This is a genomic window from Acidovorax sp. Root275, from assembly GCF_001428965.1.
GTDB classification, from domain to species: Bacteria; Pseudomonadota; Gammaproteobacteria; order Burkholderiales; family Burkholderiaceae_C; genus Acidovorax; species Acidovorax radicis.
Genome location: NZ_LMJH01000010.1, coordinates 99,941 through 123,755 on the forward strand (window position 1 = coordinate 99,941; position 23,815 = coordinate 123,755).

General features: G+C 65.3%; 18 protein-coding genes. 6 read left to right on the forward strand and 12 right to left on the reverse strand.

Annotation, left to right across the window (positions count from 1 at the left end; all coding sequences use genetic code 11):
• Positions 1-37 precede the first annotated feature (37 nt).
• Entirely contained in the window at positions 38-883 is an 846-nt protein-coding gene (locus tag ASE52_RS19870) for an urease accessory protein UreD (RefSeq protein WP_057228714.1), read from the forward strand.
• A 131-nt stretch (positions 884-1,014) separates the two neighbouring features.
• Here the strand turns inward: ASE52_RS19870 and ASE52_RS19875 are convergent, their stop codons facing one another.
• The 5 genes from ASE52_RS19875 to ASE52_RS19895 form a co-directional block, all read right to left on the reverse strand.
• Positions 1,015-2,241 carry an EAL domain-containing response regulator gene (locus ASE52_RS19875; RefSeq protein WP_057228715.1) on the reverse strand — a complete coding sequence of 409 codons (1,227 nt, stop codon included), beginning with the start codon at positions 2,239-2,241 and terminating at the stop codon, positions 1,015-1,017.
• Entirely contained in the window at positions 2,238-5,201 is a 2,964-nt protein-coding gene (locus ASE52_RS19880) for an MASE4 domain-containing protein (protein ID WP_241777065.1), read from the reverse strand. The genes ASE52_RS19875 and ASE52_RS19880 overlap by 4 nt, the downstream gene beginning before the upstream one ends.
• Before the next feature lie 297 nt (positions 5,202-5,498).
• Entirely contained in the window at positions 5,499-7,598 is a 2,100-nt protein-coding gene (locus tag ASE52_RS19885) for an ankyrin repeat domain-containing protein (RefSeq protein ID WP_140426300.1), read from the reverse strand.
• A gap of 56 nt (positions 7,599-7,654) precedes the next feature.
• Positions 7,655-9,634: an ATP-binding protein gene (locus ASE52_RS19890; protein WP_057228718.1), complete on the reverse strand. Its 1,980-nt coding sequence runs from the start codon at positions 9,632-9,634 to the stop codon at positions 7,655-7,657.
• Positions 9,624-10,373: a response regulator transcription factor gene (locus tag ASE52_RS19895; protein ID WP_057228720.1), complete on the reverse strand. Its 750-nt coding sequence runs from the start codon at positions 10,371-10,373 to the stop codon at positions 9,624-9,626. Before ASE52_RS19895 ends, ASE52_RS19890 begins: the two co-directional genes overlap by 11 nt.
• 547 nt (positions 10,374-10,920) lie before the next feature.
• Between ASE52_RS19895 and ASE52_RS19900 the strand changes: the two genes are divergently transcribed.
• Positions 10,921-13,683 carry an IPTL-CTERM sorting domain-containing protein gene (locus tag ASE52_RS19900; RefSeq protein ID WP_057228722.1) on the forward strand — a complete coding sequence of 921 codons (2,763 nt, stop codon included), beginning with the start codon at positions 10,921-10,923 and terminating at the stop codon, positions 13,681-13,683.
• Between the two features lie 211 nt (positions 13,684-13,894).
• Here ASE52_RS19900 and ASE52_RS19905 read toward each other — a convergent pair whose 3' ends face one another.
• Complete coding sequence (locus ASE52_RS19905; RefSeq protein ID WP_057228724.1) at positions 13,895-14,269, reverse strand: MerR family transcriptional regulator; 375 nt, start codon at positions 14,267-14,269, stop codon at positions 13,895-13,897.
• 65 nt (positions 14,270-14,334) lie between these two features.
• Here ASE52_RS19905 and ASE52_RS19910 point away from each other — a divergent pair, with 65 nt between their 5' ends.
• Complete coding sequence (locus tag ASE52_RS19910; RefSeq protein WP_057228726.1) at positions 14,335-14,802, forward strand: SRPBCC family protein; 468 nt, start codon at positions 14,335-14,337, stop codon at positions 14,800-14,802.
• A gap of 121 nt (positions 14,803-14,923) precedes the next feature.
• On the opposite strand, the gene alaC is transcribed toward ASE52_RS19910, so the two are convergent.
• On the reverse strand, positions 14,924-16,150 hold the full coding sequence (gene alaC / locus ASE52_RS19915) for an alanine transaminase (protein ID WP_057228728.1): 1,227 nt from the start codon (positions 16,148-16,150) through the stop codon (positions 14,924-14,926).
• 134 nt (positions 16,151-16,284) lie between these two features.
• Positions 16,285-17,511 (reverse strand): MFS transporter, encoded by a 1,227-nt coding sequence (locus ASE52_RS19920; RefSeq protein ID WP_010461755.1) that lies wholly within the window; start codon positions 17,509-17,511, stop codon positions 16,285-16,287.
• Between the two features lie 221 nt (positions 17,512-17,732).
• On the opposite strand from ASE52_RS19920, the gene ASE52_RS19925 reads away from it, so the two are divergent.
• A complete protein-coding gene (locus tag ASE52_RS19925) occupies positions 17,733-18,461 on the forward strand; it encodes a haloacid dehalogenase type II (protein WP_057228729.1) in 729 nt (242 codons plus the stop codon).
• Between the two features lie 44 nt (positions 18,462-18,505).
• Here the strand turns inward: ASE52_RS19925 and ASE52_RS19930 are convergent, their stop codons facing one another.
• The 4 genes from ASE52_RS19930 to ASE52_RS19945 all read right to left on the reverse strand — a co-directional run bounded on the left by ASE52_RS19930 (position 18,506) and on the right by ASE52_RS19945 (position 22,665).
• Positions 18,506-19,588: an adenylate/guanylate cyclase domain-containing protein gene (locus ASE52_RS19930; protein WP_010461758.1), complete on the reverse strand. Its 1,083-nt coding sequence runs from the start codon at positions 19,586-19,588 to the stop codon at positions 18,506-18,508.
• 182 nt (positions 19,589-19,770) lie between these two features.
• Entirely contained in the window at positions 19,771-20,817 is a 1,047-nt protein-coding gene (locus tag ASE52_RS19935; protein ID WP_057228731.1) for a fumarylacetoacetate hydrolase family protein, read from the reverse strand.
• A complete protein-coding gene (locus ASE52_RS19940) occupies positions 20,814-21,638 on the reverse strand; it encodes a cyclase family protein (protein ID WP_057228733.1) in 825 nt (274 codons plus the stop codon). The genes ASE52_RS19935 and ASE52_RS19940 overlap by 4 nt, the downstream gene beginning before the upstream one ends.
• Positions 21,639-21,675: 37 nt before the next feature.
• Positions 21,676-22,665, reverse strand: coding sequence for a tripartite tricarboxylate transporter substrate-binding protein (locus ASE52_RS19945; RefSeq protein WP_057228735.1), 990 nt, complete (start codon positions 22,663-22,665; stop codon positions 21,676-21,678).
• Positions 22,666-22,835: 170 nt separating this feature from the next.
• Here ASE52_RS19945 and ASE52_RS19950 point away from each other — a divergent pair, with 170 nt between their 5' ends.
• Together ASE52_RS19950 and ASE52_RS26445 are read left to right on the forward strand one after the other, a co-directional pair.
• Entirely contained in the window at positions 22,836-23,573 is a 738-nt protein-coding gene (locus ASE52_RS19950; protein ID WP_057228737.1) for a TetR family transcriptional regulator, read from the forward strand.
• Between the two features lie 39 nt (positions 23,574-23,612).
• Complete coding sequence (locus ASE52_RS26445) at positions 23,613-23,738, forward strand: hypothetical protein (protein WP_277814409.1); 126 nt, start codon at positions 23,613-23,615, stop codon at positions 23,736-23,738.
• Positions 23,739-23,815: the final 77 nt, after the last annotated feature.

Below are 23,815 nucleotides of genomic sequence, written 5' to 3' on the forward strand. Positions count from 1 at the left end.
TTTAATAGCAGCCGCGCAGCTCGGCAGTGATTCATCCATGTCCTGGCACGCCCGCCTGCAGCTCGACTACACCGTTGAAGGCCCCACCCCCAACGCCACCCGCACCGTGGCACGGTACGAGCACAACGGCCCGCTGCGCATCCTGCAAAGCCTGTACCCCGAGGGCGATGGCATCTGCCACAACGTGCTGGTGCACCCGCCCGGCGGCCTGGTGGGCGGCGACACGCTGGACATCACCGCCACCGTGGGCCCGGGCGCCCATGGCCTGGTCACCACCCCCGGCGCCACACGCTTTTACCGATCCACCGGCCCGCTGGCGCTGCAGCGCAGCCACCTCACGCTCGCCGAAGGTGCGCGGCTGGAATGGTTGCCACTGGAGGCGCTTTGCTACAACGCCTGCAATGCCGAGAACCACCTCACGCTGAACCTTGCACCCGGCGCCGAATGCATGGGCTGGGACGTGACGGCCCTGGGCCTGCCCCACGCCGACCAACCCTTTGAAACCGGCCGGTTCGTGCAGCACCTTGAAGTGCCCGGCCTGTGGCTGGAACGCGGCGCCATCCACGCTGCCGACCACCGGCTGATGCACAGCCCATTGGGACTGGCTGGGCACCGCTGTGTGGCCAGCCTGTTTTTTGCGGCGGGCGCTCCGCTGGACCGGGCGCGGCGCGACACCGCGCTGGACACCGCCCGCGCCGTGATGGACACCCATGCGCTCAAGGCGACCGCAGGGGCCACCAGCCCCAATGCGCAGATGGTCGTAGTCCGCGTGCTGGCGCCGCAGGTGGAGCCAGCGATGCAGTTGCTCAAGGCCGTGCGAACGGCATGGCGGCAGGCGCTGTGGGAACTGGCTGGCGAGGCGCCACGGATTTGGGCGATGTAGCGCAAGAGCTCAGGCGCTTTGCAGTCCATCCTTTCGACACGGACCTGCAGGAAGACGGAAGTGCCGTCTCAATACCCTTCAGAGGGCCTCCAAGGTCCTCCTCATCCCGGACGCATCGCCAAGCCCCGTCATCACGCAAACGGAGTACCAGGATACCCCGCAGCCCAGCGCTGCTGCCAACCCGCGACCCACACCAGAACCTGGTCTGCCGGCATAGGCCGAGCAATGAAGTAGCCCTGGGCCAGGTCGCATCCCGTATCTTTCAAGAATTCCCAGTCGGCGGCGTCTTCCACACCTTCCGCCACCACCTCCATGCCCAGTTCCTTGGCAAGGCCCAGGCTGGCATAAAAAATGGCCCGCAAGGTTTCGTTGTGGTGGGCCCCATGGACAAAACTCCGGTCAATCTTGAGTTGGTCAAACGGCACATCGCGCAACTGCACCAGCGACGAATGGCCCGTGCCGAAATCGTCTATCGAAAGCTTGAACCGGCGCAAGCGCAGGCGCGTCAGGATCTCCAGGGGCGCCCGCAAATCCTTCATCAACTGGCTTTCCGTCACCTCCAGAACGATGGACTGTGGTGCGACCCCGGCAGCGGCAGCTGCAGCCGTGATCTGCTCGGGGAATTCCAGTGCATGCAGGTTGTCCATGGACACATTGACGGCCACCTTGATCTTCAAGCCTTGAAGCGCCCATGAGGCGCTGTCTCGCAGCGCCTGCGCCAACACCACCTGGGTGAGTGCGTCGATCAAGCCGTGGGCTTCGGCCATGCCGATGAACTGGTCTGGAAACACCAAACCGTCCTGCGGATGGCGCCACCGCACCAGGGTCTCCACGCCCACCACAGCGCCGGTGGAGACCGAGACTTTGGGCTGGTAGTAGTTGACCAGTTCTCCCACCTCGATGCCCTGGGCCAGGCGCTCGACGGCATAGCCCTTGCCTTGCAGGTGTTGGGTCACCCTTGCCGGCGGCACCCATCTCTCGACCAGTTGGTGCAACGCCTGCGGCGACACCGGTTTTTGCAGGCTGCCCAGCACTTCAATGTGATGGGCCTGCACCAGCGTGCGGGCCGACTGCAGGGTGCGTTCGTCCTCACCGCTGACCAGGATCAGGCTGCCCGCATACCCGTGTTCCACCAACTTGCGCACGAACTCAATGCCGTCCATGCCGGGCATATTCAGGTCGCACAGGATGATTTGGGGTGCAAGCGCGGCATCGTCCACCCGCTCCAGGGCGGTCTGACCGTTGTCGCAAGTCGCGACACGGGTGAAACCCAGATTCATCAGCAACCGGGCCAGCAGCTTGAGCATGAAGGGCTCGTCATCGAGCACCAGGATGTGGATGTCCGACTTGGTGCTCATGGTGCACCGTCCTGCCTGTCGTTGGACAAAAGCTCGGCCAGGTGCCGATCAACGGCGCTCATCTCCAGCTTGAAGTGCTCAAACGCCAGCGCCAGCGCGTCGATTTGACCGGCCGCGCCAACCTGCTCCATGTCCGCACACAGGTCGCCCAGCGCCATGGCCCCCACCGAGCGTGCGGCCGACTTGAGCTTGTGCACTGCGGCCACGGTCTTGGCCGCGCTGCCAGCGCAGTAGGCTTGGCTTACCTCCTGCGCAATGCGCGCAGCACTGATGCGAAAGGTCTGCAGGAACTCGCGGATGAGCTGCGGGTCGTCTCCCACCAGGCTGCGCAGGATCTGGATGTCCACCGGCCCTGTGGGCGGGGATTGCATATCGCTGGCCACCCCCTCCGCCACAGGCACAGCGGACGCAGGCTGGGGCAACCAGCGCTCGAGCAAGTCCTGCAGCTCCGACAGCGGAGCGGGCTTGCTCATGTAGTCGTCCATGCCCGCATCCTTGCAACGCTGGGCTTCGGTCTTGAGCGCATTGGCGGTCAGCGCGAGGATGCGCACCGGGGGTTCCAACGCTTTCCCGGCACGTACGAGGGCATTGGCACGCTCTTGCTCCTCGGCGCGGATGACGGAGGCAAGCTGGTAGCCATCCATGCCGGGCATGTGCAGATCGGTCACGATCAGGGCATAGTCACCGCTGCGCCAGCGGATCAGCGCCTGCAGCCCATCGCCCGTCAGGTCTGCGGTCAGCCCCAGCAACGACAGCTGTTGCATGATGACCTTCTGGTTGATGTCGTTGTCCTCCACCACCAGGATCAGGCGACGCTGGCGCCGCGCTTCTTCGCGCGACAGCGCTATCGGCACGGCCGCGTAGCGCGCAGGCGCCAGCGCGTTCTGTTCGTCCTGGTACGGGACACGGCCCGCCGCGACGGCCACCGCACGCAGCAGCGCGCTGCGGGTCAGCACGTTGCCGTCCACGGAGACGCTGTCTGCGTCGAACTGCTGCGGATAGCGGTGGGGCCCGTGGCCTATGACCACAAAATGGGGCGCCAGACCCGGGTTGGCGCGTGCGATGGCGCGCAGGCTGTCCAGCGAGGGGGGCTTGTCGGCTTCGGTATTGACCACCCAGACCCAGGGGCCGGGCGCCAGGCTGGGCGCCAGTTGACCGGCCGCGTCCAGATTCACCACCTGCTGGGTTTGCGCCCCGGCATTGGCCAGATACGTCACCAGGTCGCCGGTGCGCGTCTTGCCATTGCCAATGATGAGACAGGACAGGCCTGCCACCAACGATGGTGCAGGTTGCGCTTCGCCGCCCGCCGGCGAAACACAGGTAAAAGGCAGGCGCAGGGTGAAGGTGGAGCCAGCACCCGGCGCACTGGCCACGGAGATGCTGCCCCCCATGCGCTGCGCCAGGTTGCCGGAAATGACCAGGCCCAACCCCGTGCCGCCAAAGCGCCGGGTCGTGGATACGTCGGCCTGGGTAAAGGCCGTGAACAGCGTGGCCAGCGTGGCTTCCCCCATGCCGATACCGTTGTCGATGACCTGGAATTCGAGCGTGACGCTCTGGGGCTGCTGCTGCACCAGCACCGCACGCACCTCCACCCGCCCGGCAGTGCGTCCACCCGCAGAAAACTTGATGGCGTTGTTGACCAGATTGATCAGTATCTGGCGCAGACGCAAGGCATCGCCCAATACGCTGTGGGGAATCTCGGGATCGGTAAACAGTGTCAGTTCCACACCCTGCTTTTCGGCCAGGCGGTTGAGCATGGCGCAGACTTTTTCGACCACCTCCCCCACGGCCATGGGCTCGCTCTCCACATCGAGGTGGCCCGCCTCGATCTTGGAGAAATCAAGAATGTCTTCAATGATGCTCAAGAGCGAAAACGCGGACTCCCGGATCAGGTCCACCATGGCAACCTGCGGGCTCTTCAGGCTGGAGCGCGCAAGCACGTCGATCATGCCAATGACGCCGTTCATGGGCGTGCGGATTTCGTGGCTCATGGCCGCCAGAAAGTTGGACTTGGCCTGGGCAGCCGCATTTGCTTCGTTGCGCGCCTGTTCCAGTTCTGCACTGCGCTGGCGTTCACGCACATTGGCGTTGGCCAGATCGCCGTACAGACGGCTGTTTTCCAGCAGCAAGACAACCAGCACGAAAGACGATGCCAGCAGCCCATAGACGCGCCCGCCATAGAAGCCCAGGTCGAAACGCGCGCCGTTCAATACCGACGCGAGGGCAATGTCCAGCAGCCATGCCACCAGCGTCACCATCAGCCACAGGTCCAACACACTGCGGGCCTTGCGCCACAGGTACAGCAGCGCCGCCAGCGACAAGGTCCACGTGCAGAAAGCCACCAGACGCTTGCCCGAATCGTCCTGGTTACCGCGCATCAGCAGCGGCAGGACATCGTGGCCGACCGTGGTCAGCAGCACCAGCGCCATCGCCAGCGCCATGGCGCCCACAATGGCCCAAGCAATGGCCCGGTGCGCCGACCCTGCTGCCCGCACCTGACGGGTCGCATCGTGGGCCGCAGGCTCCTTCAACCAGACATAGGCGACGACAAACAGTGGAAAGCCGCCATGCCATAGAAAGTACAACCACGCCGTGGTTTGCGGCCCCGCACCCAATACGCCGGTGGGGGCAAAAAGCCCGGGAAAGCTCAGTGCATGTGCCACCGCCATGTATGCACAGAAGAGGTAGCCCGTCCCCAGCACCAGCAGTGCACGGGATCGCAGGAAGCTGTATTGCCCGAGCAGCAGAACGGCAGTGATCAGGTCATTGGTAACCAGCGCAGTCTGGTAAATCGGAATGAATGCGCTGACTTGCGGCAAGGCCACGCGCGCGAAAGGCGCCGCCGCCACAAAGATCAGGAAGGACGCACACAGCGCTATGCACGCCATGCGCCGGTGGCGTGTGTCAGCCGCCAGCGTGGACAGAAATTCCGAGCGGTTGTTGCTGGAAGAATTACCCAAAGAATGCGTGGTGTCCAACGCAGCCCCCTCCCTCTGCCATCGTTTCCGACGCCGCAGGTGCCTCTGAGTGGGCATTGGCAGGCGCCATGTGGGTTCATCCCATCGTACGGAATCAGCTTAGTGCAACTACCGGATGGGGGCAAGGGAAATCGATGCAGCGGCAATGGTCATGCGTTACCCCGTCAATGAAGCCGAAAGCACCTGCAGACTCAGAAATCACGCACGGTCGGCGCAGCACCTGTGGCAGCAGCCATTGCCCTGAAACCTTCTAGGGTCCTTCCGTCCGAGACGGACTCGCTAGCGCTTTTGGCACAGCGCCTCGCCGCTGCTGACCACGCCCCGGCCGCTGAGCCAGGCCGCCGCATCCTTGGCCCCCGCACAATTCGCCCAGGCCAGCAGGGAGATGTTTTTCTTGTCCAGCCGGTGGACGTCGAGTGGGGTCTTGGCGTTCATCACCTCCAGCTTCTCGACGCTGTTCTCTATGACGGCCCGGATGAACGGCGGCCTGCCATCGGAATTCGGATCGTTAGGGTCCGCCCCAAAATCGAGAAGCGCTTTCACCGTGGCGACATCGCCGAAGAAGATTGCCATCTCCAGGGGGTTCAGGGGGTTGCAGCCCGGACAGGTCGGGCGCACGTTGGCGTTGTTGTGCCGGCTGAGCATCTCCACCACCATCTGCGCCTGCGGCGGATGGTCCTCCATCCCCACGGTCAGGTACATCAGCAATGGCGTGTCCTGCCGTTGCCCTGCGTACTTGGGGTAGGGGTAGTTGACGTTCAGGGGCAAACCCCGCTGGAGCAAGCCCTTGAACCCTTCCGGGCACCTTCGTGCAAAAACACCGAGGTTGGTTTCGGAAAACTCCTGGTTGTCAAATACCCCCTGCACCCTGGCGCCTTGCGCCACCAGAAAATCAATCTCTTTCCAGCGCGCGGGATCGCTGGAGCACTGGGCCAGAAGTTTGCCGAGCACCAGCGTCGTTTGGTCGGCAAGAATACGGGCCTGGGCCGGGTTTGCCTTTGCAGCGGCCACAGCGGCATCCAGGAGCAAGGGGTAGATGCCGGATGCGGCAGCGGGGTTCATGCGGGCCCTGGCCAACCAGCCGCGTTGGGCCGGGCTGGCCCCGGCATGGAGCATTCGCCGCACACCTTCGATGCCATTGGTGTCAATCAAGGTCGTCATCACGCCATCGTCGTTGGCGGCACTGGGCCCAGCCTCTGCCAGCAGGTAGTCGAAGGTTTCCGCGGGAATGCGCGGGGTACTGAACTGCAAGAGCTGAAGTGCGACGCTTTGCGACGAACGGGGCGGTGAGCGGCGCAGAAGGCCTCTCCGGTTCAATGTCCTCAGCGCCGCAACCCCCAGGTCCGGTGGCATCAGAATCACTTCCTTCAAGAGGTAAATCCGCTGGTGGAGGTCATGTTCGCTGCCTTCCCCATCATCGAGCCGAGGCAGGATGCCTTTGGCAAACAGCGCGTTGAACTCGTCCTGGAAAGGAATCTTTTCGCCCCGCGTGCCCTGGTTGCTGGCCAGCAAGCTTTGCGACGCCGAGCTCCAGGAGGCCTTTCCGTCGGCATTGCGGGGGACTTGCCCAGCGCGCAGCAAGGCGGAAATCTTCGTGAGAGTGTCGCCTCTCGGTGCATCCAGTGCAGCGCTCAGGTGCGTGCTCAGGCTCATCAGATCGTTCAGGTATTGCCCGCAGACGAATCTCGTTTGGGCTTTGGTGTCCAGCCGGTGAAACCAGTTCTTCTGCCCGGATGGCAGGGCGTCAAAGGCCGCCTGGCCCATGTCGGGCGCAATTTGCCCCGGGCAAGTGGCCGAAACCGGAACCTCACGGCCGCTGACCGCTGCTGCGGGCGCAGGGGGCACCGGGGGCGACACACCCACGCGGGCCACCGGGAACAAGTCGGTGGCCCCCATGGCAAACCCGCTGGCCTCGTAGTACAGATAGCCGCTCAGGACCTTTCTAGGGACAGTGGATTTCTCGGTGGCGCTGCTGACGGCGTATTCATGGCCGACCGGAAGCTGGAACAACACACCGCCGTCCATCCCCAGACCGCACAGCGGTGCCGAACGGTCCGCAGGGTCCACGTCCATGACCCTGCGCACTTGATCCGACGGCAATACCGGGCCTTCAAAAAACCTCGTGCTCCATTGGCCGTTGTCGTCCTTGTGCCGCGTATGGATACGGCCGTTGGCTCTCTCCACGCGAAGCACAGCGGTGCCATTTTCTTCGAGGGCATAGTCACCCAGCAAAGTCTCGGCGCAGTCAAGGGCAGCTGCCGCTTGGGAAAACACAGAGAACCAACAAAAAAACAGAATCTGGAGAATAGTGGGCTGTTGCATTCGATAACGTGGCGGCTGAAAGGCCGCCGCTCTGAGGTCACAGGGTGATTGGGGCAAACAAGCAAGTGGGGCGAGACCCGGGTGGGCGTCTTGTAGGCAGCAGCGGGCAGCGATCAACCCTGCTTGCGCAGCGGCAGCCACAGCGTGAACGCCGAGCCTTGTGCCCCAGCCTCGTCATCACGGCTCCAGGAGCAATGTGCGCCCAGTGCCAGCGCGCGGCTGTGCACGTTGGCCAGGCCCCGGCGGGCGGGCGCCAGTGCTTGCGGCGCGGGCGGTGTGAACGGGCGGCCGTTGTCTCGCACGCGCACCTGCACGCCGGGCGTGTCGTCGTTGCGGGTGCCGGCGCCATCCGGCGAAGGCCGGGGTGCTTCGGCGGTGCTCAGCGTGATCTCCGTTGCGCCGCTGTGCTTGAGGATGTTGGTGAGTACCTCCTGCAGGATGCGCAGCACATGCAGGGCGCTTTGCGCGTCCAGCCAAGGCAGCGGCGGCAGGTCGTCCACCTGCCAGTGCATGACCAGACCCGCCCCCTCCAGCCGCAATCCCAGCCGGTAGCGCAGGCCTGCGAGCAACACCAGCAGGTCCGCGTCCACGGGCTCCAGCGAGTCGATGGAGATCTTCAGGTCGTCGATGCATTCCCGCAGCACCTGCGCCACGTCCACAGGTGTCGCAGGCTCGGTCTCCACCAGCCGCAGTGCGCTCATCAGCGACGATCCCACGCCATCGTGCATCTCCCTCATCAGGCGCTGGCGCTCGTGCAGCAGCGTTTGTTCGCGCTCGGCAACCCGCAGCAGCTCGTGCGTTTCTCGCAACTGCTGCTCCTGTGCGGCCAGGCGCTCGGCCTGCACCGCATTGGCCCGCTCGGCGCCGCCCAGGGCGCGCTGGTAGCGTGTGAACGCAACCCACATGAACATCGTGAAAACCCCCATGTAGGCATAGGGCGTGAGGTAGACGTGTTCGATGCTGATGAGGTAGCGCTGCATCGCCAGGTCATGAAAAGCCAGCGGAAACGACAGCGCCACTGCACTCCCCAGCAGCACGCTGGGCCACGATCGATCAGACCACGCGCCCCACAGTGCCACACACAGCACCACCATCCCTGGCGGAAACAGCGCCAGGCGCAGCAGCGGCAGCATCGCCTCGTGTCGCACGTTCCACAGGGGCAGTGCCGCCAGCGCCACCACACCACAATAGGTCAGCAGCACCCGCGCCAGCCGGGGGTAGCGCAGGCCCTGCATCAACCGCAGCAGCAAGAAGGAGCACACCGACGATCCGAGTGAGCCCGCCAGCGTGAGCCACGAAAACCAGGCATCGGGCACATCAAAGCCCTCCGTATCCACCAAATAGAACAGCGTGGCCAGCAGGTGCCCCACCGACAGGAGAAAGAACAGCAGATAGCCCCTTTCACCCCGGCCGCGCAGCCCCAGCCACACCGCCAGCGCCAGCACACCCAGAACCAGGTAGGCCCCGCGCAGGTACGCCACCAGCTCGGTCTGCAGCAGCCTGCGCAGCCGCCACCCTGGCCAGAGCGCCTCGGCCGGCCCCGCCCACACCGTGGACAGGGCCCCACCCACGCCCGGCAGGTTGGCCATGCGCACGTGCACCTCCAGCGCAGCGCCGGGCGCGGCATGGCCCGCCAAGTCCACCCAAACCGGGCGATTGAAGCTGTTCCATACGCGGCTGCCGTGCGTCTGCCAGACCAGGCGCCCATTGGCATACACCGCCACCGTGCCCACTGTCTGCCAGCGCGGGATGTACAGGCGCGAGCCCTGCGGCGTGGCCACCAGCGCCTCGGCCGGCACCCGCAGGCGATACCACCACACCTCGGGGGGCGCATCGGCCTGCGCGGCTGTCGAAACCGTACTGCGCGCGCGGGCATGTGGCAGATCCACCGTGCTCCACGGCGTGGCGCTCGAAAGCACTGCATCGGGTGATTCGTGCAGCGAGGGTGGCGGCGCCCAGCCCCCGCTGGTGGAACCCCAAGCCTCTGCCTGCATCAGGTGTGCGGGGGACGGTACGTCTGCCAGCGCCACGCCCCAGGCGGCGGCCCCGGCCAGAAAAAGCCGCAGCGCCAGGCGCGCGAGCTCAAGCCACATCGATCCACCCTTTGCGCGCCGCAGCGCTCACCGCCTCGGCCTGGGTCGTCACCTGCAGCTTGGCGTACACGCGCCGCACAAAAGTACGCACCGTGTGGCGCGATACCCCCATCGCCCGCGCCACCTCGTCCAGCGTGTAGCCGCGTGCCACCATCCGCAGCAGCTCGGCCTCGCGCGCCGACGGCCCCACCTCCGTGATCTCTGCCGCCTCGGCCAAACCCGGCTCCGGACCCACTGGCGATTTGGCGGCCACGGATGACTGCGCTCGGCGCAGCAGCAGCTTGCGCGCCACCATCGGATTGATGGGGCTGCCCCCCGCATGCAGGCTGCGCACTTCGTCCACCACCGCGCTGGGTGGCAGATCCTTGAGCAGGTAGCCCATCGCCCCGGCTTCGATGGCACCCAGAACGTGCACCTCATCGCCAAAGATCGTGCTCACCATCGCTGCGGCGCGGGGCCAGCGCACGCGCAGCACAGCCAACACGTCAAGCCCGCTACCGTCGGGCAGCCCCAGGTCCAACAACAGCACGTCCAGCGGCGCATCGTCCACCTGCAACGCCGCCAGTGCCTCGGCGCGGCTGGCGGCCACCCACTGCAGATGCATGTCGGGCGCGCCTTGCAAGGCATGCGCCATCGCGTTGCGGCAGACGAAGTCGTCCTCCACCACCGCCACGCGGACGGCCGGGGGCGCAGGGGCCGCATCGGGCGCCAAAGGGAATGTGCGGGACGGTGAAACCATGGTTGATGCTGCCACAGGCCTTGATCAAAAGCGCGGAGCCCGGCGAGGCTCCGGCGCCCAGCAGGTCGGCAACACCCACAGGCACGGCAGAAAGAGGCGGGTCATGGATGGTTCTTCGGTGGAGCAGGGGTGATAAGTTTTTGCATCAAAACAGCCGCCAGCGCTTATTTACAAAGCACATATAGCTATTATTTTTGTAGCATTCATGCGAATGCATACCCATGCTGCCACCACGCGAGCCCGTTGTCATGTCGCCCAAAAGGGGGACATACAAAACGATGCCCATCCGGTAACTTTCAATCCGGCAAAGGCAAGGACCTCTGCACCACGAAGCTGCAAAAACACAGTTGCCAGCACCTGCCTACCTAGAAAAAGCCAGTGCGGCTTCTTCTCGAACGCACATCGGAGCGAGGGATACATGATTCAAACGAAGAAGGCCGCGACGCGGTCCGGCACGATGCTGCGCCAATGTGCCCGGCAAGGGAGTAACGCGGCCGGGCGTGCGTCTCGGGCGATTCGGTGGGTTGCGTTCGCCGGGGTAGCGTTCTTGCTGCAGGCTTGCGGGCAAACCACCCAATCATCGTGGATTGAGGCACCACTCGTCGCCGACGCCTACAGCAACGATTCCGACTACTTCCCTTACGAGCCCAAGCTCCTCGTGAACAGTGACGCGAATGCGCAATTGAAGTTTTCCTATGCCACCCTGCCCAATGGTGTATTGAGCAAGCTTCTCGTCGATGAGGCCAACACAAGGGTCACCGTTGATGAGGAAAGCTACACGCTGGATGCCGGCAAGGTCGCGAGCGCCCGCCTCGTGTTGTACGTGGACAAGGTGATAACACCCGGCTACCTCAGGATAGTCAGCGCTCACCAGACGGGCACCGATTGCTTCGGGCGCGAAGACTTGGCGCCCGCCTGTGGCCATCTCGTTGACAGCACCAATGGAGGGGCCGCCACCAACGCGGACAACCCTGCACAGCCCCTGCGCATCACCGATCCGGGCTTCTACAGCTTCGACGTCACCAAGCTGGTGAAACACAGGCTGGCCAACGGCGTCGAATCGATGGTGGTTGTGGCCCCCTTCCTTGACCCCGGCACTGCAACAGGCAGTTTCGAGTTTGCGAGCAAGGAACAGCAAACAGGGCAGGCCCACGTACTGCACCAGCCGCAGTTGCTGATCACGCTCAGCGACGTGGCCGGCGTTAACACCAACGCCCCCGCCGCGACCAGCGTGCGCCAGTCGTCGACCGATCCAGCGGTCGCCACACAGAATTTTTCGCGGGACGAGAATCTGTGGATGAACGGCGCCTCAGGCAACCGCGCCTATGCATTGATAGGACTGCCGCCGCCGCCCACGGGTCCGTTCTCACTGCGTTTTGCGCTGAATCAGATGGGCTCGGTGGCGGGCAAGCAGACGATGGTGGTGTTCGTGAATGAGCGGGTGGCAGACCAGGCCACCGCGCAACCGGAGGCGCAGTTCTATAGAAGGCGCAAATTCAACGTGGTCGGCCAGGTGGTGAACTCTTGGAATGATGGTTGGGCCGAACCGCCGGGCTCCGCCTTGATCGCCAATGTGCCACTGGACCGTGGCGCACAGAACCAGACCTTGTTCATCGACATGGGGTCGCACTATGTCACCACACTGGCAGATGCCTACACGGCCAACCGCACGCAAGATCTCGCGGTGGCCGCATCGACCAATCTGCAGGTGCCGGTGACGCTGGACAGCGATGACAACACAAAGACCGGGCGCGTTCCGAGATTCGTCACCGTGTTCAAACCGGATGCGGGAGATTTGTGGGAGAGCCCCTTCAACTTCGACCGTGGGGACAGCGTGCACACCCACAACTACTGCCTTTACCGAGTAGACGATTCGTGCAACGCATCGTTGTCGATGCGCGCACGCCTGGGGCAGGCTTTCGCGCGCTCCGGCAACCCGATCATCATTGATCCGCGCGCCACAATTCCTGGGGGCGGCTACTTGCCGTATGTGACGCCTATCAATATCGCAGTGCCCACCACGGGCGCCAGCGTGGTCATGGTGACCGACCCCAATCCGGAAAACCAGGGTTTCGGAGGGGGCTTCGGCGGTACCGGCTACTTCATCCACGACGCCAAGGCCAACCGCATCGCGGGCCAGTACCAGGGCATCATCAGCATGCCGGGGCACAACCTGCGCGCCGTCATCCAGTTCGAAAACCTGCCGCTGCCTACGCCTTCGCTGAACGGACCGACGGCCATCAGCATGGCGCTCGGTGCCACATCCGTGGTGGTGCCGGCCGACGCGCCAACGCCGTTCCGGCTGAGCGTGGAAGACCCGGTCAATGCGAACATTGACGACACGACGCGGTGGATCATCACGAGCAGCAACCCGAACGACACGATGCCGGGTGAGATCCAGCAAAGCGATGGCAGCGCAGCTTTTGCAGTGACGTTTTTCGGGCCTGGCTCGCGCACGGTCACGGCAACCAGCAAGGGTGACAACACGATCACGGCGACGATGGGCGTTGTCGTCCAGCAGACCGCCTTGACCAGCCAGGTGATCACCTTCACTTCCACGCCCCCGGTGCTCCCCGCCGTGGGGGGCACGTACACCGTGGCCGCTGCCGGTGGCGACTCGGGCAATCCGGTCGTGTTCACTATCGATGCAGCCTCGACGGCTGGTGCCTGCACGGTCACAGGCAGCGTGGTGACGTTTGCCGGCGCTGGCACCTGCACCATCAACGCCAACCAGGCGGGCAATGCGACCTACGCCGCTGCAGCCCAGGCGCAGCAGACATTCGTCATCCCCGTCACCTACACAGGCACCACCGTCCCCACGGGGGGTGCAGGCGGCGCGGCCAGCGCCAGCTTCACAGGCGGGGGCGCGACTTGCCGGTTTGACCATTCCGCCACCGGCTTCATGGCCGCCAGCGCCTTACCACCGGGCCGGGTGGCGCCGCAGGGCGCTTTCCGCTTCAAGCTGGTGGACTGCACCCCCGGTGCCACGGTCCGTATCACCACCACCTGGCCACAACCGGTTGTCGGTTTCACCAAGTACGGCAAGGCCAGCAGCGGCGCCTCCAGCGCCAGCTTCTTCGCCCCCAAAAACCTCGCCATCAACGGCCACACCGTGAGTTTTGACTTGACCGACGGCCAGCTGGGTGACGACGATTGGGCGCCCAACGGCGTGATGGTGGACCCCGTGATGCCACTGGCTGCCGCCGCTTTGGCCACAGCCATTCCCACGCTGAACGAATGGGTCCTGTTGCTGGCGACTGCTGCCCTGGCCGCCATGGCCCTGCCAGGCTTGCGCCGCCGCCAGGGCTGAAAAGAGCCGGACGAAACGTTCAACGGACAGACGCCAGAGCAGAAAGGAGACAAAGATGCGCCTCGTTGACGGCGATCACGATGCACATCGCGTCTGCCCCTTTTTTTGCCCATTGGCGAAAAGCGCTGGTCGGCAACTTGGAGGGGCCACGCCCAGCGGGCGTTGAACACCAGCTTCACTCCAACATCGCGTCCGACTGCGGAGCAACGCGTCATGGCTTGGGAAGATTTTGCCGCGCGGCGCGGTCTTCGAGGCGCTGTTGTTCCCGCATCAAGACCTTGCTCACTTTGCGCAGGTTCGCAATTTGCGCCTCGACCGCCGTGCGTTTCTCCGCCATCAAGCGGGCACCTTGCGCGCAATCGATGCTGCTGGCGCGCATCGCGTCCAGCACTTCACGGATCTCCAGCAGCGAAAACCCCAGCGACTGCAGCTGCTGAAGCAGGATTGCGTCCTTGACGGCGGACTCCGGATAGTCCCGGTAGTTGTTGGAGCCTCGGCATATGCCGACCAGAAGCCCCTCGCGTTCATAAAAGCGCAGCGCGTGGCGCCCCAGCCCGGTGCGGCTTTCCAGTTCGGCAATTCGCATGAAAATCCTCTTGACTGTAGACCCAACTCTACAGATTAGCATGGCCTTTTTGAAGAAAGCACACCATGCACTTGCTTGCTGAAAAAACGGTCTATCTCCACCGGCCTGCGCGGGAGGTTTTTGCGTACGTGTCGAACATGGAGAAATTTGGAGAGTGGTTCCCCGGCGTTATCTCCATCGAATCACTCAACACACTCCCCCACGGGCAGCTGGGGAAGGAGTACCTTGAAACCGTGTTCGTACCACTGCGGGGACGCCAGAAAATCACCCTGCAGGTGCGGGAAGTCAGAGGCCACCAGTTTTTTGCGACAGAGGGCCGGTTTCCACCCCTCCTGCCGCGCATGGAGATCACGCTGGATGAAACCGCGGCGAATGCGTGCGAACTCACCTGGCGGATCTTCAGCAGAAACAGCAACCCCGTCGTCAGATACCTTTTGCTTCCGCTGGCCAGGCGGGTGATGGACAAGCGGGCGACCTTGGGCGTCGCTGCATTGAAGGGGTGGATGGAGGGGGCTGGTACGGCGCGTCGCTAGGGAGCGGGCACGCCACGGGGATCGCAACCCAGGTACGCACACCCATTGCGTTGAACGTGTGGGGTGGACGGAGGATTCAACCGGTCGATGCCACCCTACCCGACGCCATTGCCGACGGCCCTCAGACCCCGACAGCTGTTGGCACCTTCAACAGCCCATCGGCCTTGAACATCGCACGGATACCGCGCACAGCCTGGCGGATGCGGGCCTCGTTCTCGATGAGGGCGAAGCGCACGTATTCGTCGCCCTGGTCGCCGAAGCCGATGCCGGGCGATACACACACCTTGGCCTTGTCGAGCAGCTGGCGCGCGAACTCGAGCGAGCCCAGGGCGCGGTAGGGCTCGGGAATGCGGGCCCAGATGTACATGCTGGCCTTGGGGCAGTCCACGGCCCAGCCGGCTTCGGTGAGGCCTTTGTACAGCACGTCGCGGCGGCGCTGGTACTGGGCGGCGATGTCCTTCACACACTGCTGGTCGCCCTCGAGCGCGGCAATGGCTGCGACCTGCAGGGGGGTGAAGGTGCCGTAGTCGTGGTAGCTCTTGATGCGCGCGAGCGCGGCCACGAGGTCGGGGTTGCCCACCATGAAGCCCACGCGCCAGCCGGCCATGTTGTAGCTTTTGGAGAGGGTGAAGAACTCCACCGCCACGTCCTTGGCGCCGGGCACTTCCATGATGCTGGGGGCGCGGTAGCCGTCGTACACGATGTCGGCGTACGCCAGGTCGTGCACCACCAGGATGTCGTGCTTCTTGGCCAGGGCGATGACGCGTTCGAAGAAAGACAGCTCCACGCACTGCGCGGTCGGGTTGCTCGGAAAGCCGAAGATCATCATCTTGGGCTTGGGGTAGCTGCCGCGGATGGCCTTTTCCAGCTCGGCAAAAAAGTCCACGTCGGGTGCCACGGGCACACTGCGGATGTCGGCCCCGGCAATCACCGCGCCGTAGATATGGATGGGGTAGCTCGGGTCGGGCACGAGCACGGTGTCGCCCCGGTCCAGCGTGGCCAGCATCAGGTGGGCCAGCCCTTCCTTGGAGCCGATGGTGACGATGGCTTCGGTATCGGGGTCGATGTCCACCGCGTACCGATCCTTGTACCAGTGGCTGATGGCGCGGCGCAGGCGCGGGATGCCCTTGCTGGCGGAGTAGCCGTGGGTGTCGGGCCGTTGGGCCACTTCGGTGAGCTTGGCGACGATGTGCGGTGGTGTGGCCCCATCGGGGTTGCCCATGCTCATGTCGATGATGTCTTCACCCCGACGGCGGGCGGCGAGCTTCAGCTCGGCCGTGATGTTGAAGACGTAGGGAGGGAGGCGATCGATGCGCGCAAAGCGGCGCTTGCCCTGAGAAGCAGACATGCTGGTGAACTTTCACGTAAGCGCCCGGAACCGTCCGAGCGACGTGGCCAACAATGGGGTTGGCCCGCATCCACTGTACTGCAGAACACTGCGTTCGCTGCGCCCGAAGCGGCGGTGTCGCACCGCCGCTACGCTCAGGCGCTGAGGCCTGCCGTGGCGCGCTGCGTTTTCCGTTCGGACGACAGCGCCCACGCAAAGATGCCCACGCCGCACAGGCCCAGCACCACGCCCACCCAGCCGGTGGACGTCCAGCCCAGCCCAGCCGCGATGGACACACCGCCCAGCCACGCGCCCAGCGCATTGGCGGCGTTGAAGGCCGAGTGGTTGAGCGCCGCCGCCAGGGTTTGCGCGTCGCCGGCCACATCCATGAGGCGGATCTGCAAGGCCGGGCCGATGGCGACCACCGTGCCGAGCAGAAAGGTCGCCAGCGCCGCGCTGACGGGGTGGTGCGCAGCGGGCACGAACAGCGCCATCACCGCGATGGACCACAGCAGCACCTTGCCGATGGCGGGCATGAGCGCCTTGTCGGCCATGCGCGAGCCCACGATGTTGCCCGCCACCATGCCCAGGCCAAACAGCGACAGCACGAAGGGCATGAGTGCGGGTGGCATGCCTGCCACCTCCAGCAAGGTGGGCTTGATGTAGCTGAACACCGCAAACATGCCGCCAAAGCCGATGGCGCCAATGCCCAACGTGAACCACACCTGCTTGCGCGCCAGCGCGCCCAACTCGCGCAGCGGGCTGGCGCCGTGCGATGCAGGCATGACTGGCACCCACAGGCGCACCATGACCACGGCGGCCACGGCAATGAGCCCCACAAACACAAAGGCCGCGCGCCAGCCAAACGCCTCGCCCAGCGCGGCGGCTATGGGCACCCCCACCAGCGTGGCGGTGGTCAGCCCCAGCATGACCCAGCCCACGGCGCGTGCGCGGCGGCCGGGCGGCGCCAGAGCAGCAGCCACCAGCGCGGCCACGCCAAAGTAGGTGCCATGGGGAAGGCCGGTAAACAGCCGCATGGCAGTGAGCGAGCCATAGCCCGGCGCCAGGGCCGATGCGAAATTGCCCAGCGCATACACCACCATCAGCGCCATCAGCAACGCACGCCGCCCCCAATTGGCTGCCAGCACGGCCAGCACGGGCGCGCCCACCACCACGCCCAGTGCATAGGCGCTGATGACGTGGCCCGCCTGAGGAATGCTCACGCCGATGTCGCGCGCCACCTCGGGCAGCAGGCCCATGATGACGAATTCACCCGTGCCGATGGAAAAGCCGCCCACCCCCAGGGCCAGCACGGCGCGCACCAGGGTGCGGTCGTCGGTGGGGGTGTGGGCGATGGACGTGGGGGACAGGGACGCGGTCATGGCAACAACAAAGGAGCGCTGCACCGGCAGGCGACAGTACGGCGCAGGAGGTCGACGGGGATGAAGAAGAAACGCAGTTACAGGGGTAAACCCTATTTTTGTAACCATAGCATGCCCTGAGCGGCCCTGCTGGCGCGGGGGCATGGGTCACCTTCGTGAACAAACCGGACACGCAAGGCGGCTACGCTGGCCCCCTATCCCCTTCCCCCTCAAGGACCGCAATGACAACGACCCTGAGCACTGCAGAGACCATTGCCAGCACCGTCCAGGTGCTGGCGTTCGACATCTTTGGCACCGTGGTGGACTGGCACGGCAGCATCGTGCGCGAGATGCAGGCCCTGTACCCGGCCGTGGATGGCGACGCGTTTGCGCTGGCGTGGCGCAGCGGCTACCAGCCCGCCATGGCCCGTGTGATGCGGGGTGAGCGGCCATGGACCTTGGTGGACGACCTGCACCGCAGCATCCTTGACGAGATCCTGCCGCGCTTTGGCCTGGCGCACCTGCCCGAGGCCGAGCGCCACCACCTCAACCGCGTGTGGCACCGGCTGGACGCCTGGCCCGACAGCGTGGAGGGCCTCACGCGGCTCAAGACGCGGTTCACCATCACCACACTGTCCAACGGCAACATCGGCCTGCTGACCCACATGGCCAAACGCGCCGGCCTGCCCTGGGACTGTGTGCTGAGCGCCGAGGTGTTCCGCGCCTACAAGCCGGACCCTGACACGTACCTGGGCGTGGCCCGTGTGTTTGATGCGTCACCGTCCCAGGTGGCACTGGTGGCCACCCACCACGATGACCTGGCCGCCGCGCGCGACTGCGGCCTGCGCACGGCCTACATCGAGCGCCCCCACGAGCTGGGCGCGGCCCGCCCCAAGGACGGAACGCCGCAGCCCGGCAACGACCTGCACGCCACCGACCTCATCGATCTGGCGCGGATGCTGGGCTGTTGAAGCAGGCCCGTCGCGCCGCTGAGCATCCTCGCGGCGGGCGAGGTTCAGTGCACCACCAGCAACTGCACAAACATCTGCACCTTGGCGTGGCATTCGGCACTGATGGAGGTGAACTCCAGCCCCGCCACCCACTCGTCGCCTTCCTGCTTGAGCGTGATGACCCGCGCATACACATCGGCCACGCGGTAGTCCACCAAAGGCAGCTCAAACTCCAGCTTGATCTCGCTGTGGGGCTCCAGCGGCTCGATCAGCTCCACCAGCAGGCCGTGGTAGCCGATGTCGCGGATGGCGCCGTGCACGATGTGGGGCACCACGATCTTGTCCTGCATGCGCTGGCACAGGCAGGGCAGGCGCGCATCCACACGGTGGCTGCGGCGAAACTCCTGGCGCGGCACCTTGAGTTTTTGCGAAGGAATGGCGATCAGCTCGCGCAGGCTCACCGGCTGCGTGCGGCCTTTGACATAGACCTGCATCGGTGCGGACGCCGACACCAGGCCCCAGCACCGCTGGTAGGTCGCATCACTGATGAGCACCTGGCCACGCAGGCTCAGCGCCTCGATGCGCGAGGCCAGGTTGACCGCTTCGCCGATCACGGTGTATTCGGAATACACGTCGGAGCCAAAGCGCCCGGCCATCACCGTGCCTGTGTTCACACCGATGCCCAGAAAGACCTCCGGCAGCCGCTCGCGCAGGTGCGCGAGGTTGAGCTCACGCATGGCGATCTGCATCTCCACGGCGCAAAGCAGCGCGCGGTCTACATCGTCGTCGCGGGCCACGGGCGCGCCAAACAGCACCATGATCGAATCACCCATGAACTTGTCGATGCTGCCCTGGTACTTGAACACCACTTCGGAAAGCCGCGACAGGCAGCGGTTGAGCGCCGCAATCACCACCGCCGCGGGCTGCGACCCCGACAGCGCGGTGAACCCGCGCAGGTCGGCCAGCAGGATGGTGACCTCGCGCGGCGCCACGGCCAGGCCGTCGGTGGCCGCTCCATCCGGGCTTTCCATGCCATGCAGGATGGCCGCCATCTCGGCCTGGGCCGCTTCGGAAAGGGGCGTACCGGTCTCGCGCTCGATCAGCGCCTGCAGGCGGCGCACGGCATCGTGGTGGAATTCTTTGTGCATGGATGCAAGGGAGGTGGGGCGGCGGATTGTTCTGTGCAGGAGGGCATCGCCTGCCCTCCGCCACCCAGAATAGGCGGCGTCCCCCAGCCGGTCAACCGGTGAAAACACTCCGAGCCCCTGCCCCAACGCCGAAGGACCTGGGTGATGCAGAAAATCCGATGTTTTTGGCACCCAGCGCTTAACTAGAAAGCGCTAACAGCTATCAAAATAGGAGCTACCGCAGCCACCTCACCCTCGGGGCCAACCGCTCGGGCCAGCGCCACGGTCTGGTCGATCACGCCAAACGGCCCGGGATGGCCCTGGTCGTCCAGCGCCACCATGCGCACCCGCTCGCCAAAGCGCAGGAAGGGCGTGTGCGGCGCGCCTTCGGCCAGGGCCTCGACCATGCGGCGCTCGGCCACGCAGGACGACCCCACATCCACCTCCGCGTTCGACACGGTGCCCGAGCCAATGAGGGTTCCGGCCGACAGCTTGCGCGTGCGGGCCGCATGCGCGATGAGCTGACCAAAGTGAAAGTGCATGGCGCCGCCGTGCGGGTGGCCAAACCACTCGCCGTTGCGCTGCGTCTGCAGCCGCAGGTGCACCCGGCCACCGCGCCAGGCCGGGCCTAGCTCGTCGGGGGTGACGGCCACGGGCGCAAAGGCGGTGGAGGGCTTGGCCTGCAGAAAACCAAATCCGCTTTTGGCCTCGCGCGGGCCAAAGGCGCGCAGGCTCCAGTCGTTGATGAGCACGATGAGGCGCACATGCTGCAGAGCATCTTCTGCGGTGACGCCCATGGGGGTTTCGTCCAGCACCACGCCAAACTCGCCCTCAAAGTCGATCTGGTCGGCCTCGGACGGCAGGGGCACATCGTCGTGCGGACCCAGAAAGTCGTCGGCTGCACCCTGGTACATGAGTGGAATGGTCTCGAAGTCGGCCACGGGCGGCACCTTGAAAGCGCGCTCCATGAGGTGGCCGTGGTTCAGAAAGGCAGAGCCATCCAGCCACTGCCAGGTGCGTGGCAGCGGGGCTGAGCATTCACGGGCGTCGAAGGGCATGGAACCCAGGGCGGCGGGCGCATTGACCGTCCGGGACAGCGCCTGCAGCATAGGCTCCACCGTGCCCCAGCGCTCCAGGGCATCGAGCAGTGTGGGCGCCACGGTGCACGCATCGATGCAGCGGCGGGCATCGGCCGACACCACCACCAGGCGGCCGTCACGCTGGCCATTGCGCAGGGTGGCGAGTTTCATGACAGCGCCCCTTGCGCCTGCTGCAGCGGCAGCACCGGGTCGAAGATCGCCACGGCCCGCGTCCAGCCCGCCGAGGCGCCGCGCACCTTGACCGGAAAGCACGAGATATAGAAGCCGCTGGCAGGCAGGGCTTCCAGGTTGTGCAGCTTTTCGAGGTGGCAGTAGCCGATGTCGCGCCCGGCCTTGTGGCCTTCCCAGATCAACGAGGCGTCACCACTCTCTGCATAGCGCTGCGCGGTGTAGGCGAACGGTGCGTCCCAGCTCCAGGCGTCGGTGCCCGTGAGGCGCACACCGCGCTCCAGCAGGTACATCGTGGCCTCGTAGCCCATGCCGCAGCCTGCACGCGTGTAGCCCGCCGTGCCGTAGGCGCTGCCGGCGCGGGTGTTGACGACCACGATCTCCAGTGGCTGCAGCGTGTGGCCGATGCGGGCCAGCTCGGCCTGCACGTCGGCAGCCTGCACCACGTAGCCGTCGGGCCGGTGCCGAAAATCAAGCTTCACGCCGGGCTGAAAGCACCAGTTGAGGTCCACCTCGTCGATGGACAGCGCGCGCTGGCCGCCGTCCATGGTGGAGGCAAAGTGGTAGGGCGCGTCCAGGTGGGTGCCGTTGTGGGTGTTGAGCTGCACGTCCTCCACCGCCCAGGATTCGCCGTCGGGCAGGTCTTCCTTCTTGAGGCCTGGAAAGAACTGCGCCAGGTCGTCAAAACTCATCTGGTGGTCGATGTAGCGAATGCGCGGGCCCAGTCCCGGCGGGTCGGAAACGACATCGTTCTCCAGGTGCATGGAGATATCGACGATGCGGCGGGGGGAGGAAGAAGTCATGGAGTGCAACCGTGCAAGGGAGAAATGGGTCTACGCATCACGACTCGGCCGTGAAACCCGTTTGCTTGATCAGGCCGCGCCACTGGTTGGCATCGGCCTTGAGCATGCTGGCCAACTCGGCGGCGGTGGACGACTTGACCTCCAGCCCGTATTGCTTGCCGTGCTCGATCACCTCGGGATGTGCCAGCGCCACCCTGAGCGCATCGGACGCACGCAGCACGGTCTCGGGCGTCGCCTTGCCAGGCAGGAAGAATCCATACCACTCGCTGACCTTGAGGGGGTAACCCAGCTCCTGCAGCGTGGGCACCTGGGGCAGGAAGGGCGACCGCTTGGCCCCGGCGATGGCCAGCACACGCAGCTTGCCGCCCTTGGCGTGCTGCAGGTAGTCGCCAATCGGCCCCCAAAACGCGGGGATCTGCCCGCCCAGCAGATCCTGCATGCCGGGCACGGTGCCCCGGTAAGCGATGTGCAGCATGTCTTGCTTGGCGAACTGGCTCAGCAGCACACCCACCATGTGGGGCATGGACCCCGCGCCGGGGCTGCCGTAGCTGGCGCTGTTCGGGTTGGCCTTGATCCACGCCAGGTAGTCCGCCAGCGTGCGCACGCTCTCGGGGGTGCCTGGGCCCACCGCCAGGCCGTGGTCCATCGTCGCGCCCAGCGACACGGGCGCCACGTCCTCCATCGTGTAGCGCAGCTTGGGGTAGGTGTAGGGGTAGATGGACAGCATGGACGATGGCGTGACGAGCAGGCTGGAGCCATCGGCCGGGCTGTCGCGCAGCGTGAGGATGCCGATCTGGCCACCCGCGCCGGGTTTGTTGTCCACCAGCACCGCTGCGGCGTATTTGTCGCGCATGCGGTCGGCCACGCGGCGGGCCAGGGCATCCAGGGTGCCACCGGCCGGAAAACCGGTGATGATTTTTGCCACATCGGGCAGCGGGGCCTTGGGCGCTTGCGCCCAGGTGTTGCCGGCCCAGGCGGCGGAAAACAGGGAGGCAGAAAACTGGGTGAACTGGCGGCGGGTGATCATGGTGTTGTCTCCTGATTGGCAAGATGGGCAAACTGCCCGGTGTCCGCGCCGGCCTTGTGCAGCAAGGCTTTCAACGCGTCCATGCAAAAAATTATACGAACGTACAAATCTCCATCAACTGGGGTTTGTACGAGTGTTCAATAAATTTATACAAACGTATAAACCAGCCTATGCCACGACCAAAATCTGCCCCAAAAACCTCCGTCACGCCGTCCCCCGCCGACGCAGCCCCAGCCCGCAAGCGTGCCGCCAGCCGCAGCGCCGCCAGTGACGAGACGCTGGCGCCCAATCGCCAGGCCAACATCCTGCAGGCCGCCGAGCGGCTGTTTGCCACGCGCGGCTTCCACGGGGTGTCCATCCGCGACATTGCCGACGAAGCCGGTGTGCCGCTGGCCCTGGTGGGCTACTACTACGGGCCCAAGCTCTCGCTGTACCACGCCATCTTCCGCGCCCACGCCGGCTACATCGACGTGCGGCTGCAGTCACTGGCCCAAGCCCAGCAGGCGGCCCCACCCGGTCAGCTGCTGGAGGAAATCGTCAAGGCCTTCGTGCTGCCCGTGCTGGAGGTGGCACGCCAGCCTGCGGGCCACCACTTTCTGCGCCTGCTGTCGCGTGGCATGAACGACCACCTGGAAGAAGACGAGCCCATCATCCGCGAGCTGTTCGACCCACTGGCCCATGCGTTCATCGACGCCATTGCCGCCGCCCTGCCCCAGGCCACCCGCAGCCAGGCCGCCTGGTGCTACCAGTTCGCACTGGGGGCCTTGCTGCACCACGTGAACGACCAACGCATCGAACGCCTGTCCTACGGCCAGAACCAGCCCCGCGACGAGGCCGCAGCCGGCCCGCTGCTGGTGCGCTTTGTGGCGCAGGGCATGCGTGGTGCCTGTGGCGGTGCGGTGCACTGACTCGGCTCCACGGCCGCCCGCCCCTACCGCATTCGCCCCATGCGCCGGCCCCGCATGATCCACATCGCCCATATCCACGCCCCAGCCACCCGCCCCCGGGTGCGCAAAGGCCAGTGCACCACCGCCACCCCAGCGGAATCGGCACGCCAGACCGGCGCACCCTAGCCGCCCCCTTGCAGCGTTCACAAGACGCTGAATAGCCCCGCCCTACCGAACCCGCCCGTTTCGGAACAGCCGCCTGC